This is a genomic window from Massilia sp. AB1, assembly GCF_018119385.1.
Classification (GTDB): Bacteria; Pseudomonadota; Gammaproteobacteria; order Burkholderiales; family Burkholderiaceae_D; genus Telluria.
In genome coordinates, this window is record NZ_JAGKSG010000002.1 from 1 (window position 1) to 14,728 (window position 14,728).

At 67.3% G+C, this 14,728-nt stretch carries 7 protein-coding genes; 4 read left to right on the forward strand and 3 right to left on the reverse strand.

What is annotated here, in order from left to right; genetic code table 11:
• The 3 genes from J8847_RS01305 to hemE form a co-directional block, all read right to left on the reverse strand.
• Positions 1–745, reverse strand: a 745-nt coding sequence (locus J8847_RS01305; protein ID WP_211522885.1) for a hypothetical protein, incomplete at its 3' end; no start/stop codon positions are given.
• An 81-nt stretch (positions 746–826) separates the two neighbouring features.
• Positions 827–2,836, reverse strand: coding sequence for a primosomal protein N' (locus tag J8847_RS01310; protein ID WP_211522886.1), 2,010 nt, complete (start codon positions 2,834–2,836; stop codon positions 827–829).
• Positions 2,837–3,372: 536 nt separating this feature from the next.
• The gene (gene hemE / locus J8847_RS01315) at positions 3,373–4,458 is read right to left on the reverse strand and encodes a uroporphyrinogen decarboxylase (RefSeq protein ID WP_211522887.1); all 1,086 of its coding nucleotides are present in this window, start codon (positions 4,456–4,458) and stop codon (positions 3,373–3,375) included.
• 90 nt (positions 4,459–4,548) lie between these two features.
• Here hemE and J8847_RS01320 point away from each other — a divergent pair, with 90 nt between their 5' ends.
• From J8847_RS01320 to J8847_RS01335, 4 genes are all read left to right on the forward strand, one after another.
• Positions 4,549–6,489 (forward strand): prolyl oligopeptidase family serine peptidase, encoded by a 1,941-nt coding sequence (locus J8847_RS01320; protein ID WP_211522888.1) that lies wholly within the window; start codon positions 4,549–4,551, stop codon positions 6,487–6,489.
• Complete coding sequence (locus J8847_RS01325) at positions 6,486–10,643, forward strand: DEAD/DEAH box helicase (protein WP_211522889.1); 4,158 nt, start codon at positions 6,486–6,488, stop codon at positions 10,641–10,643. The genes J8847_RS01320 and J8847_RS01325 overlap by 4 nt, the downstream gene beginning before the upstream one ends.
• Before the next feature lie 193 nt (positions 10,644–10,836).
• On the forward strand, positions 10,837–12,732 hold the full coding sequence (locus J8847_RS01330; RefSeq protein WP_211522890.1) for a DUF885 domain-containing protein: 1,896 nt from the start codon (positions 10,837–10,839) through the stop codon (positions 12,730–12,732).
• 212 nt (positions 12,733–12,944) lie between these two features.
• Positions 12,945–14,681, forward strand: a complete 1,737-nt coding sequence (locus tag J8847_RS01335; protein ID WP_211522891.1) for a PHB depolymerase family esterase — start codon at positions 12,945–12,947, stop codon at positions 14,679–14,681.
• Positions 14,682–14,728: the final 47 nt, after the last annotated feature.

A 14,728-nucleotide genomic window follows, 5' to 3' on the forward strand; every position in this document is an offset into this window, starting at 1 on the left:
GGCGCGGGGGGGGGGGGGGGGGGTGGCCCCCCCCCCCCTTCTCGATACTGCCGGTGACCGGCTTGCTTTTGCGGTCGCGCAGCGTTTCGCCGCTGACCACGCCGATCATGGCGTATTCGCGCGACTCGGCCTTCCGCAATTCCATGCGCGGCACGGCGGGCAGGAAGCGCAGGACGATGTCGCCGCCGAGGGCATGGGCGCGCGCCAGTTCCGGATAGCGCATCTCGGAGGCGATGGTCGACATCACGCCCATCATGTAGTTGCAGTAGGCCATGCGCTCCGGGCGCCAGGTATTCACCTCGGCCACGAAGCGGTCGGGGTCGTCGGCTGCGTCCTTGCCGACCACGCAGTCCGTGGGCCTGACCACACGGCCTCTCGCCCCCCACCACAGCGCGGCAGCGATATCCGGCCCGTTGGCGGGATCGGCAAAACCGGCGGCCAGGCGCTCCGCCCCTTCCGGCATCCCTGCCGTGTGCGCTTGCGTGTAGAAATCGACGGCGCGCATCCAATCGCGGCGCAGGCAGACGCCGTGCTCGAACATGGTCCCGGCCAACAGCGCCACTTCGCGGTGGTTTTCTTTCAGCCCATCCTTGAGCCGTTCCACCGCACCGCTGCAGTCGCGCGACTGGATGCGGTGGGTGATGCCGGCCACGGCGTTCTCGCCCGGCGTGGCCGCCGCCGCCGGCAGGGACAGCAGAAGCAGGCCGGCGGCACAGGCGGCAAGGCGGGCGGTACGGAAAGGCATGGCGGCTCCGGGTGACGTTTTTCCAAACCGGCCACTCTAGCAGTTCGACCGCGCCAGATTCTCACCGATCGCAACAAAGGCTCAAATATCGAGCGGATCGACCTCGAGCGACCACTTGACGCGCGATTTCATGGCGCGCAGCAGCTCCACCCATTCGCGCAGGAAGGCCTGCAGGGCGGGCCGCGAGCTCGATTCCACCAGCAGCTGGGCGCGGTCGACGTTGTGGACCCGCGTCATGGTCATCGGAATCGGGTCGTTGATCAGGATGGTCTCGGACGGCAGGCAGTCGCGCGCCTGTTCCAGGAAAGCGATGGCGGTGGCCAGCTCGCGCGCCTCGGCGCGCAGCAACGCCTGGTACATGAAGGGCGGCAGGCCGGCTTCGCGGCGTTCCGCCAGCTGGCCGCCGGCGAAGCGCTCGTAGTCGTGGCGCACCAGCGCGCCGTACAGCGGATGGCTGGCGTAGCGGGTCTGCACCAGCACGTCGGACTGCGCGCCGCCGGCGCGGCCGGCCCGTCCCGCCACCTGCATCAGCTGGGCGAACAGGCGCTCGGCCGCGCGGTAGTCCTGCGAGAACAGCGCGGTGTCCGGGTTGAGGATGCCGACCAGGGTCAGTTTTTTAAAATCGTGGCCCTTGGCGACCATCTGGGTGCCGATCAGGATATCCACCTCGCCGCGGTGCACGGTGTCGAAGGCTTCCTGGGCGCTGCCCTTGCGGCGCGTGGAATCGGCGTCGATGCGCAGCACGCGCGCCTCGGGGAACATGGCCTGCAGGCCCTCCTCGATGCGCTGGGTGCCGCGCCCCAGCGGCTGCAGGTCGACGTTGCCGCAGGTGGGGCAATGGCGCGGGATGCGCAGCTCCAGGCTGCAGTGGTGGCAGCGCAGCCGGTGCTCCAGCTTGTGCAGCACCATGAAGGAGGTGCAGCGGGTGCAGTTGCTGATCCAGCCGCAGGCGTCGCAGGAAATCACGGGCGCATAGCCGCGCCGGTTCAGGAACAGCAGCGACTGCTCGCCACGCTCCAGGCGCGAGCGCAGCGCCGCCAGCAGGTCGCCGGTCAGGCCGTCGCGCGGGCGGTCGCGCTCCATGTCGACCAGGCGCACGCGCGGCAGCACGGCGTCGCGCACGGCGCGCTCGCGCAGCTCCAGCCTTTTGTAGCGGCCCGACTGCGCGTGGTGCCAGGTTTCCAGCGAAGGCGTGGCCGAACCCAGCACGATGGGGATATCCAGCTGGCGCGCGCGCCACACGGCCAGGTCGCGCGCCGAATAGCGCAGGCCTTCCTGCTGCTTGTAGGAGGGGTCGTGCTCCTCATCGATCACGATCAGCTTGAGATTCGGCAGCGAGGCCAGGATCGCCAGCCGGGTGCCGAGCACGATGCGCGCATGGCCCTGGTGCGCGGCCAGCCAGTGCAGCATGCGCTCGCCTTCCGACAGGCTGCTGTGCAGGGTGGCCAGCATGGCGCCGGGGAAGCGCGCGCGGATATTCCCTTCCAGCTGGGGCGTCAGGTTGATCTCGGGGACCATGATCAGGATCTGGGCCTGCGGGTCGCGCGCCAGCACCTGGGCGCAGGCCTGCAGATAGACCTCGGTCTTGCCGCTGCCCGTCACGCCCCACAGCAGCAGCGGCGCAAAACCCTGCGCCTGGCCGATCGCGGCGGCGGCTTCCTGCTGGGCCGGATTCAGCACCGGCATGTTGGCGGCGGCGACATCCTGGACGATATCGAGCTTGGCCATTTTTTTCAGCGCGCGGTCCAGCGCGACGGTCTTGGGCACGCGCAGGTTCTTGGGCAGGCCAGGCAGGGCCACTTCGCCGACCGGGCGCTGGTAGTAGTCGGCGGCGAAGCGCGCCAGGGCGATCCAGCGCTCCGGCAAGGGCGAGAGCTGGCTGCGCACGGCCAGCGCATCCTTGAGCTTTTCCGGCGGCACATCGGTCTCGTGCTTGACGCCCACGATCAGGCCGACCACCTCGCGCCGGGCGAAGGGGACCAGCACAAGCTGGCCGACCGCCGGCGCCTCGCCCGACTGGGAAACCCAGCGGTAATCGAAGCTGCTGTTGAGCGGCGTGTCGAGCACGACTTCAAGGATGCATTCTGGCAAGTGAGGCCCTGTGCAAAACTGTGGAAAACTTTGTGAATAGCGTGGGGCTTGACCCCGCTAAAGGTTTACGTTAAATCAAGCCAAAACTGAAAATTCTTCTAGTCAATTCTATTTTTCTTATTGTTTTCAATTACTTACATTAAGAAGCACAGACCTGTTAACAAGCTGGGCTGGAATGGCGTTGTTGTGCATAAGTAGGGATGTCCTCGTGGAAAACTCGCTGCATTGCATCAAAATCTTCACGCGTTACTTGAAGTTCGGCGCTAAGTCACGGTAAACGAAGCACTTTTCCCCACATTTCCAGCTCCTGTGAATAACTTTGTGAACAATGGCCCAAAATGTGCCGAATTCCTTGGGACAAGCTTGTGGTTGGGAGGGAACGACACCGGCTGCTCATGCAAAAAACGCTTATAAATCATCGTTTTACGCTTGCCCAGACGGTGCCGAGATGTCCACAGGAATTTTTGCCCGGTTTTACGAAGTTGTGAACAAGTGAGACTTTGCACCAGGATACCGGGCAGGTATCCCTGAATAAGTCAAGCTGCGGCGCGTTGGCGGCGGCTGAAGCTGTGAACAGCCTCGACCATGGCGCTGACGGATTCCGGCGGCGTGAACTGCGAAATGCCATGGCCCAGGTTGAACACGTGGCCGTGGCCGGCCGCAGGCTTGCCATAGGCGCTGAGGGAGCGCTCCACCTCGGCGCGGATCTGTTCCGGTTCGGCGAACAGGATGGCCGGATCCAGGTTGCCCTGCAGCGCCACGCGGTCGCCCACCAGGGCGCGCGCACGGCCCAGGTTCACGGTCCAGTCCAGGCCCAGCGCGTCGGCGCCGATGCCGGCCATCTCGTCAAGCCACAGGCCGCCGCCCTTGGTGAACACGATCGCCGGGATGCGCACGCCGTCCTTCTCGCGCTGCAGCTGGGACAGCACCTGCTGCATGTAGCGCAGCGAGAACTCCTGGTAGGCGCCGTCGGCCAGCGCGCCACCCCAGGAATCGAAGATCATCACGGCCTGGGCGCCGGCGTCGATCTGGGCGTTCAGGTACTGGGCCACCGCGCGTGCGTTCACGTCCAGGATGCGGTGCATCAGGTCCGGGCGCGAATACAGCATCTTCTTAATGGTGTGGAATTCGCGCGAGCCGCCGCCTTCGACCATGTAGCAGGCCAGGGTCCAGGGGCTGCCGGAGAAGCCGATCAGCGGCACGCGGCCATTGAGGGCGGTGCGGATCTGGGTCACGGCCTTGAAGACGTAGTCGAGCGAGGCCATGTCGGGCACTTCCAGCGCCATCACCTGCTCTTCGCTGCGCAGCGGGCGCTCGAACTTGGGACCCTCGCCATCGGCGAAGTACAGGCCCAGGCCCATCGCATCCGGCACCGTCAGGATGTCCGAGAACAGGATCGAGGCGTCCAGCGGATAGCGGTCGATCGGCTGCAGGGTCACTTCGGTGGCGAAATCCGGATTCTTGGCCAGGCCCAGGAAGGAACCCGCCTGCTGCCGCGTGGCGCGGTATTCCGGCAGGTAGCGGCCGGCCTGGCGCATCAGCCATACCGGGGTGTAATCGGTCGGCTGGCGCAGCAGCGCACGCAGGAAGGTGTCGTTCTGGAGCGGGGCAAATTGGGGCATGACGGGCAATCCGGATCGAAGGGAAACCCCTATTATCGCATCCTGCGGCGGCAACTTATAATGCCATTCCAACTATCGAAAGACACTGCCATGACAGTTGCCACCAGCAAACAACCCGCGCCCTGCGGCGCCTGGACCTCGTCGATCACGGCGGCAGTCGTCGCCGCCGGCGCCACCCCGCTGTCCCAGCTGGCCGTGGATGGCGGCAGCGTCTACTGGCTGGAAGGCCGCGCCAGCGAAGCCGGGCGCTCGACCCTGATGGGCGGGCAAGGCACGGCCAGGGCCGAGCTCACCCCCCTGCCCTTCAATGTGCGCAGCCGCGTGCACGAGTACGGCGGCGGCGCCTATGCGGTGGCCGGCGGCCAGGTGTTCTTCTCGCACCATGGCGACAACCGGCTCTACCGCGTGGGCGCGGATGGCCAGCCTGTCGCCGTCACCGCCGAGGGCGAGCGCCGCTACGCCGACTTCGTGATCGACGCCCCGCGCCAGCGCCTGGTCGGCATCCGCGAAGACCACTCCTCCGGCGCGCAGTATCCCGACAACACGGTGTGCGCGATCGGCTTCGACGGCAGCGAAACCGTGCTGGTGGACGGCAACGACTTCTATGCCGCGCCGCGCCTGTCGCCCGACGGCGCCCATCTGGCCTGGCTGTGCTGGGACCATCCGCGCATGCCCTGGGAAGGCACCGAGCTGTGGCTGGCCGACGTGGCCGCCGACGGCAGCCTGGTGAACGGCCGCCTGATCGCGGGCGGCGCGCAGGAATCGATCTGCCAGCCGGAATGGTCGCCGGACGGCGTGCTGCACTTCGTCTCCGACCGCAGCGGCTGGTGGAACCTGTACCGCTACGAGCACGGCGTGGTGCACCCGCTGTGTCCGCGCGAAGCGGAATTCGGCGGCCCGCAATGGACTTTCGGCGGCTCGCTGTACGGCTTCTCTTCGCCGGACGAGATCGTGTGCACCTATATCGAGGCGGGCGTGAGCCGCCTGGCGCGCCTGGCGCTGCGCGGCGGCGAACTGGCGCCCATCGCCACGCCCTACCAGGAGATCCGCGAGCTGCGCGTCGAGGGCTCCCTGGTGGCGCTGCTGGGCGGCGCGCCCACGATCGCGCTGGAACTGGCCTGCATCGACCTGTCCACCAATCAGTGCACGGTGCTGGCGCGCTCCATCGAGCGCCTGCCGGAGGGGGTCTATTTGTCGGTCCCGCAGGCCGTCAGCTACCCCAGCGCGGGCGGGCGCACTTCCCATGCCTTCCATTACCCGCCCTGCAATGCGCATTACGCGCCGCTGGCGGGCGAGCTGCCGCCCCTGATCGTGATCGGGCACGGCGGCCCGACCGGCATGGCCGCTTCCACCCTCAAGCTGGCCATCCAGTTCTGGACCAGCCGCGGCTTCGCGGTGCTGGACGTGAACTACGGCGGCAGCACCGGCTTCGGCCGCGCCTACCGCGACCTGCTCAAGGGCCAGTGGGGCGTGGTCGACGTCGAGGACTGCGTGGCCGGCGCGCGCCACCTGGCGGAGCAAGGCCTGGTCGACCCCCAGCGCCTGCTGATCCGCGGCAGCAGCGCGGGCGGCCTGACGGTGCTCAGCGCCCTCGCCTTCCACGACGTGTTCAAGGCCGGCGCCTGCTACTACGGCGTGTCCGACCTCAAGGGCCTGGACGCGGACTCGCACAAGTTCGAGTCGCACTACAACCAGTACCTGATCGCCCCGCCGGAGCGCGCGGACACCGTGTATCGCGAGCGCTCGCCGATCCACCACACCGACAAGCTGCGCCACCCGATGATCTTCTTCCAGGGCCTGGACGACAAGGTGGTGCCGCCGCAGCAGTCGGAAAGCATGGTCGAAGCGCTGCGCGCGCGCCGCCTGCCGGTGGCCTACCTGACCCTGGAGGGCGAAGGCCACGGCTTCAGGAAGGCCGAGAGCGTGATCTGCACCCTGGAAGCGGAGCTGTATTTCTACCTGAGCGTGTTCGGCGTGCCCATCCCCGCCGGCCTGCAGCCGGTGGCGATCGAGAATCTTGGAGACGCATGAACGCAGCTGACCTGAACGAACGCCTGGCCGCCTGTAGCGCCGAACAGTTCCTGATCCTGGTGCTGCTGGCGCTCGCCGGCGAGCCGATGGGACGGCAACGCGTCCTCGAGCACATGACGGCGATGGGCGTCAAACTCCCCACGGGGCAGTGGGCAGCCGAACTGGCCCACCTGCGCGAGCTTGGCCTGGTCGCGGACGTGACCGGCCGCGGCTTCGTCATCGCGCCCGAGGCGTCCTGGCCGGTGCTGGACCGTGCGCTCGACGACGGCGCCTTCGACTTCGCGGTCGCCGCCTATGCCCAGGTGACGCCGATACGCAGCGACTGGCAGGGAAACCTCATGCTGCGCAGCTACCGCCAGGGCCTGGCCCTGCTGCGTATCGCCCTCCTCAACGGCGAGGGCAGCGAGACCGTGTCCGGGATCCTGGACGCCTGCCTGCGCTGCCACGAGGCTAACTACCTGCACCCGCTGGTCGAGGTCTGCGCCCGCCCCGTCTTCCATCCCGAAATCATCGGGCGCCTCCACCGCGGCGTGCGCGACAACGTGCTGGCGGTGCTGGTCATGCACTGCCAGCGCGAACCGCTGGCCGCGCCGGCTATCCGCGCGGCGGCCGAGCGCCAGGCGGCCGACGGCGAGCCCTCGGTCGCCCTGCGCCTGGCGCTGGCCGAACACTTCATCCTGTGCGGGCGGCTGGACGATGCGCTTGCCTTGCTGATCGAGGTGGCGGATTCGCCCGCCATGTTCCTGCGCAGCGTGATCGCGATTCTGCGCGACGACCTCGACGCCGGCCTGGCCGGCATCGAGCAGGCGATCAAGCTGCTGCGCCGCGAAACCGGCAAGCGCAAAGCCTTCTTCGAAGGAATCGGCGCGCATCTTGCGCTCGCGGCCCTGTTACGGAGCAAGCAGCCTGCTTCCATCAAATTGACGGAAGCGTGGTTCGACACCGTCATACGCAGCGTGCAGCGCCCGGAAAATTCGGTGAACAACCAGCTCGCGTTGCTGCGCTCGATCCGGTGCGGCACGGTCGATGCCGAAGTACTGGCTTCGCGCAACTGGGAACTGATGCTGGAGCCCTTCATGTTCCGCGCGCTGCTGCATTACTGGCTCGGGCTGCCGCAGCTGGCTGGCAAGCGCACCCAACTCGAAGAAATGCTGGAGCAGTCCGAACGCGCCGGCTTCGATTTCATCTCGGCCCAGCTGGCGGGGCTCCTGGGCCAGCTGGGCTATGTCGGCCACGAGCAGCGCGCCAGCGAACTGCGCCGCCGGCACCGCTTCGGCGACATGGCGCTCTGGTTCGAGCGCGAAGAAGCCTGGGAGCGCCAGCTCAACGCCCTGATCAACCTGCAGCCGGCCGTCAACGCCGAAGTGGTCCGCGAGTCGCGCCTGGTGTGGATGATCCGCTACGACCCGACCCTGGGCGTGCAGGAGATCGAACCCCGCGAGCAAAAGCGCGACGCGCAAGGCGGCTGGACCCGCGGCCGTGCGGTCGGTCTCAAGCGCCTGGCCGAGGAAGGCGCCGTGCTGGACTTCCTGAGCGCCCAGGACCTGCAAGCAGTGCAGGCGATTGCCGGCCGGCGCTACTACGGCAGCAGCAGCGTGCGTTTCGAATTCGAGCGCGGCAAAGCGCTCGCCGCCCTGGTCGGCCATCCCTTGCTGTTCTGGATGGATTCGCCCGGCACGCGCGTGGAATTGCTGCCGGGAGAACCTGAGCTGCGGGTCAAGGCCCAGGGCGGCACCGTGCTGATCACGCTGCAGCCATCGCTGGAAGACCAGGACGGCGACGTGGTCGTCACGCGCGAGACGTCTACCCGCCTGCGCCTGGTGCACATCAAGGAAGAACACCGCCGCATCGCCGCCATCCTCGGCGAAGCGGGCCTGGAAGTACCGCTGGCGGCCGAGCGCCGCGTGCTGCGCGCGGTCGGCGCCATCTCGGCTATCGTCACCGTGCAGTCGGACATCGGCGCCAGCGCCAGCGACATCGAGCAGGTCGCGGCCGATCCGCGCCTGCACGTGCTCTTGCGTCCCTACCAGCAGGGCATGCGCATGCAGGTGCTGGTACGCCCGCTGCCGGACGCCGGCGCCTATTACGCGCCGGGCGAAGGCGCGGAAAACGTGATCGCCGACGTGGCCGGCGTGCGCACGGAAGCGAAGCGCAACCTGAACGCGGAGCGCGAAGCCGAGCGCCAGCTGGTTGGCGCCTGCCAGGCGCTGGAACAGGCGGAACTGGACCACGGCGAATGGCTGCTGGGCCAGCCCTTGCTGTGCCTGGAGCTGGTCGACCAGCTGCGCACCCTCGATCCCGCGAGCGTGGTGGTGGCCTGGCCGGAAGGCGAGAAGTTCCGCGTTTCCAAAAAGGCCACGACCAAATCCGTGCGCATCCAGATCCGGCGCGACCGCGACTGGTTTGCGGCCAGCGGCGAAGTGGTGATCGACGAGCAGCGCGTGATGGACTTGCGCGCCCTGCTGGAGCGCCTGCGCGAAGACGGCAGCCGCTTCGTGGCCCTGGGCGACAACGAATACCTGGCCCTGAGCGACGAGCTGCACCGGCGCCTGACGGAATTGTTCTCGTACGGCGAGATGCACGGCGACGGCGTGCGCCTGCATGCGCTCGCCAGCTTCTCGCTGGAAGAACTGGCGCGCGAAGCGGGCCGCGCCGACACCGACGGGGCCTGGCGCGCCCACCTGGCACGCATCGCCGAGACCGAGGCCTACACGCCCCCCCTTCCCTCCACCCTGCAGGCCGAGCTGCGCGACTACCAGCGCGAGGGCTTCGAATGGCTGGGGCGCCTGGCCCACTGGGGCGTGGGCGCCTGCCTGGCCGACGACATGGGCCTGGGCAAGACCCTGCAGGCCCTGGCCTTGCTGCTGACGCGCGCGCCCAACGGCCCGGCCCTGGTGGTGGCCCCGACCTCGGTCTGCCTGAACTGGATCGCCGAGGCCCAGCGCTTCGCGCCGACCCTGAACCTGAAGCTGTTCGGCCCCGGCGACCGCAAGGCGATGGTGGAGGAAGCCGGCCCCTTCGACGTGATCGTCGGCAGCTACGGCCTGCTGCAGCTGGAAGCGCCGCTGTTCACCGGGCGCCGCTGGCACAGCATCGTGCTGGACGAGGCGCAGGCGGTGAAGAACATGCACACCAAGCGCTCGCAGGCGGTGATGGCGCTGCAGGGCGACTTCCGCATGGCGGCCACCGGCACGCCGCTGGAAAACCACCTGGGCGAGCTGTGGAACCTGTTCCGCTTCATCAATCCGGGCCTGCTGGGCAGCGCCGACCAGTTCCAGCTGCGCTTCGCCGGCCCCATCGAAAAAGCGCAGGATAAACGCGCCGAGGCCGGAGCCCGCGCGCGCCTGCGCAGGCTGACCGCGCCCTTCATCCTGCGCCGCACCAAGGCGCAGGTGCTGACCGAGCTGCCGCCGCGCACCGAGATCGTGCTGCCGGTGGAGCTGACCGCGGAAGAAAGCTCGCTGTACGAATCGCTGCGCCGCGAAGCGCTCGACACCCTGGCTGCGCTGGAAGCGCCGGAGAGCCAGAAGTCGATCGCGATCCTGGCCGAGATGATGCGGCTGCGGCGCGCGGTCTGCAATCCGGAGCTGGTGGCGCCGGGCGCGGGCATCGCCAGCAGCAAGCTGGCCGCTTTCGCGCGCCTGACGGACGACCTGCTGGAGAACCGCCACAAGGTGCTGGTGTTCAGCCAGTTCGTCGACCACCTGACCCTGATCCGCCAGTACCTGGACAAGAAGGGCATCCCCTACCAGTACCTGGACGGCTCCACCCCGATCCAGGAGCGCAAGCGCCGCGTCGACGCCTTCCAGGCCGGCGAGGGCGAGCTGTTCCTGATCAGCCTGAAGGCGGGCGGGGTCGGCATCAACCTGACGGCGGCCGACTACGTGATCCATATGGACCCGTGGTGGAATCCGGCGGTGGAAGACCAGGCCTCGGACCGCGCCCACCGCATGGGACAGCAGCGGCCGGTGACGATCTACCGCCTGGTGGCGCGCGGCACCATCGAGGAAGGCATCGTGGAGCTGCACCACCACAAGCGCGACCTGGCCGACAGCCTGCTCGAAGGGACCGAGATGGCGGCGCGCATGTCGCCGCAGGACATGCTCGAGATGCTGCGGACAGGGCTCGGCGCTGCCGGGAACGCTGCGTCGTAGGGTTGGCGGCTCCGCCGCCGACCCTACGTTATCATCCGGCGTTTTGCCGAAGAGTTAACACTTCCCTCCACGACAACGTGTCGTAATGTTTCAGCCGCCCGCAAGCGACCGGAATGGTGCTACTCTTCACGCGCCCCCGCACAGCAGTATGCGCCGGGCGCCCCGCTTTTTTTCTGTTACAGGGCCGAATACGATGATGAAAACGAAAATCGCGCTGGCAGTGCTGCTGGCGAGTTTCGCACTGGCGCCGGCCAGCGCCAAGACCACCAAGCCTGCCAAGGGCAAGGCGAAAACCTCGAAAGTAGTCAAGGCGAAAAGCACCGACAAGCGCAAGAAGGCGCCGGTGAAGAAAGCCGCCGTCGCTACGGCGGCCACCGCTGCTGCTACTGCTGCCGCCCCGGCCACGCAAGCTTCCGCCTTCCGCCTCGACCGCCGCATGGACACGCTGAGCATGCAGTTCCTGACCGCGCAGTGGCGCATGGATCCGGAAGGCGGCATCTACGCCGGCAAGTTCGACCAGGCCGCCAACCTGACCATTCCCGATGCCGCCACCCGCGCCAGGAAAGTGGCCTTCGCCGAGGAATGGCTGGAAAAATTCGGCAAGCTCGATCCGAAGCAGCTCTCGCCGCGCCACCGCACCGACCTGGCTCTCCTGGTCAACAAGCTGGAAAAGGACCGCTGGAACCTGACCACCTGGCGCGAGTTCGAGTGGAACCCCTCGCTGTACAACGTGGCCCAGCCGCTCGACCTGATCCTCACCACCGAATACGCGGCCAAGCCGCAGCGCCTGCGCACCATCCTCAGGCGCCTGGCCAACGTGCCGGCCTTCTACCAGGCCGCCCAGGCCTCGATCACCAAGCCGACCATCGAGCACACCCAGCTTGCCATCACCCAGGCGCCGGGCACCATCGCGGTGCTGGCCGACCTGGGCAAGGCGGCCCAGGAATCGACCCTCACCCCGCAGGAGAAAGCGATCTTCGCCCAGCGCATCGCCAACGCCGGCACCGCGGTGCTGGGCTATGTCGATTTCCTCACCCAGCTGGACAAGAACCTGAATGCAGCCAAGGACGCGCGTCCCTTCCGCATCGGGAAGGACTTGTACGAGCAGAAGTTCGCGCTCGAGATCCAGTCGGCCAGCAGCGCCGAGCAGACCTACCGCAAGGCCCTGGCCACGCGCGAAGAGCTGCTCACCCGCATGAACGCGATCTCGGACGAGCTGTGGCCGCGCTACATGGCGGGCGTGAACAAGCCGCAGGACCGCTTCCAGAAGATCGGCATGATGATCGACAAGCTCTCCGCCCGCCACGTCGCGCGCGAGAACTTCTTCCCCGAGATCCGCCGCCAGATCCCGCTGCTGCAGGACTGGGTGATCAAGAACGACCTGCTGACCCTGGACCCGGACAAGCCGCTCGAAGTGCGCGAGACCCCGATGTACCAGCGCGGCGTGGCCGGCGCCAGCATCGACGCGCCCGGCCCCTACCGTCCGAAGGACAAGACGTACTACAACGTCACGCCGATGGACAACCTGACGCCGGAACAGGCCGAGAGCAGCCTGCGCGAGTACAACGAGTGGATCCTGCAGATCCTGAATATCCACGAGGCGATCCCCGGCCACTACGCGCAGCTGGTCCACGCCAACAAGTCGCCTTCCCTGATCAAGTCCCTGTTCGGTAACGGCGCCATGGTCGAGGGCTGGGCCGTGTACGGCGAGCGCATGATGCTGGAATCGGGCTACGGCGGCAACGCGCCCGAGATGTGGCTGATGTACTCGAAGTGGAACCTGCGCAGCGTCACCAACACCATCCTCGACTACAGCGTGCACGTGCTGGGCATGCAGCAGAACGAGGCGATCGACCTCTTGACCCGCCAGGCCTTCCAGACCCGCCAGGAAGCCGACGAGAAGTGGCGCCGCGCGACCCTGACCTCGGTGCAGCTGACCAGCTACTTCAGCGGCTACGAGCAGATCGTGGAACTGCGCGAGCGCCGCAAGCAGCAGCTGGGCGAGCGCTTCAACCTGAAGGAATTCCACGACCAGTTCCTCAGCTACGGCAACGCCCCGGTCAAGATGATCGCGGAGCTGATGCAGTAATCTGCTGTGCAAATGCGCACAAGCGGCGTGCCTGCACGCCCAGCTTGTGCGCATTACTCCGGTTGCATAATGCCTGCGGACCCAGATCCACAACAATGACAACCGGAGACTCTTCATGACCCTCATTTCTTCGCCGCCGTCCTAGCGCTGCGGGCCGCCAGTCTTTTCCTGTTTGTCATCCCCGCAGTCTCACGCAATGAACGGAGGCTTCAATGGCATTACGCATGAATCGGGCGGCGGCAGCCGCCTGCCTGGCTTTACTCGCATCCTGGACGCCCGCCCAGGCCCAGGTCCAGGCCGGACCGGGAAGCTGGAGTGGCAACCAGACCTGGGCCACCGACACCGCCAACGGCGGCGCCCTGACCGGCTACTACTACTGGCCGGCCACCCAGCCGGTCCTGGACGGCAAGCGCGCGCTGGTGCTGGTGCTGCACGGCTGCGCCCAGACCGCCGCCGGCGACGTCATCGATGGGACCAGCGACAAGGGCTACAACTGGAAGGCCGCGGCCGACCAGTATGGCGCCGTGATCCTGGCGCCCAACGCCACCGGCAACCTGTACGGCGCCCACTGCTGGGACTGGGCGAATACGAACCGCAGCCGCGGCTATGGCCACAACGCCGTGCTGCTCGACCTGGTCAACCGCTTCCTCAGCAATCCCCAGTACGCCATCGATCCCAAGCAGGTCTACGTGGCCGGCCTGTCCTCGGGCGGCGCCCAGACCATGGTGCTGGGCTGCGTGGCGCCCGACATCTTCGCCGGGATCGGCATCAACGCCGGGCCGCCGCCGGGCGTGACGACCTCGCAAATCTCGATGGTGCCGTCGGGGTACACGGCCAGCACGGCGGCCAACAACTGCAAGAACATGTCGGGTTCCTATGCACCCAGCTTCACGAGCCAGGTCGCCAGTGTGATCTGGGGTACCAGCGACTACACGGTGGCCCAGGGCTACGGTCCGCTGGATGCGGCCGCGATGCGCCTGGTCTACGGTGGCAGCTTTACCAAGGGCGCGACGAGCACGGTGCCGACCGGCGGCACGAACACGCCCTACACGGATGCGAACGGCAAAGTACGCACTTCGGAGATCTCGGTCAGCGGCATGGGCCACGCCTGGCCGGCCGGCAGCGGTGGCCAGAACAGCAACTACGTCAATGCGACCACGGTGAACTATCCGTCCTTCGTGATGGATTTCTGGTTCAAGAACAACCTGCGCGTGGCGCGCGCGGCGCCGCCGGCCATGAGCTCGTGCAGCGCCAGCGTCTCGGGATCGACGGTGACGGTGAATGGCGCGGCCACGGTGGCCGGCGGCTCGATCGCCAGCTACCGGGTGGTGCTGAACGGGGCGACGCCGGTGGACGATGCCGCGGCCGGGAGCGGCGCCAGCTTCAGCAAGGCGTACAGCGCGCGTGCCGATGGCTATTACACGGGCAGCGTCACGGCGACCTCCAGCACCGGCCAGGTGTCGGCGGCCTGCGCGATTGCGCAATTCCTGGTCGGGACGGCGCCGGCCTTGCAGCCGCCTGCCGGCCTGGCGGTCGGGACGCGTACGGCGAACAGCATCGCCTTGTCGTGGAATGCGGCCAGCGGGGCGACGGGATACAACGTTTACCGGAATGGGGCGAAGCTGAATGCGTCTGCGCTCACTTCGACGGGCTATACCGATACGGGGCTGGCGGCGTCGACCAGCTACAGCTATCAGGTATCGGCGTTGGGGAATGGGGTGGAAAGCGCGCTGTCTCCAGCGGTGACGGGGACGACCACGTCGGGCTTCGTGTGCACGGCGACGACGGCCAGCAACTATGCGCACGTGACGGCCGGACGGGCGCACAACAGCGGCGGCTACGCGCTGGCGAACGGGTCGAATCAGAATATGGGGCTGAACAATACGTTCTATACGACGACCTTGGCGCAGACGTCGGCGGGGTATTACGTCATCGGGAATTGCCCGTAACGTCTATTACCAACCCGCTGCTTTAAAACGTCATCCCCGCCTGCGCG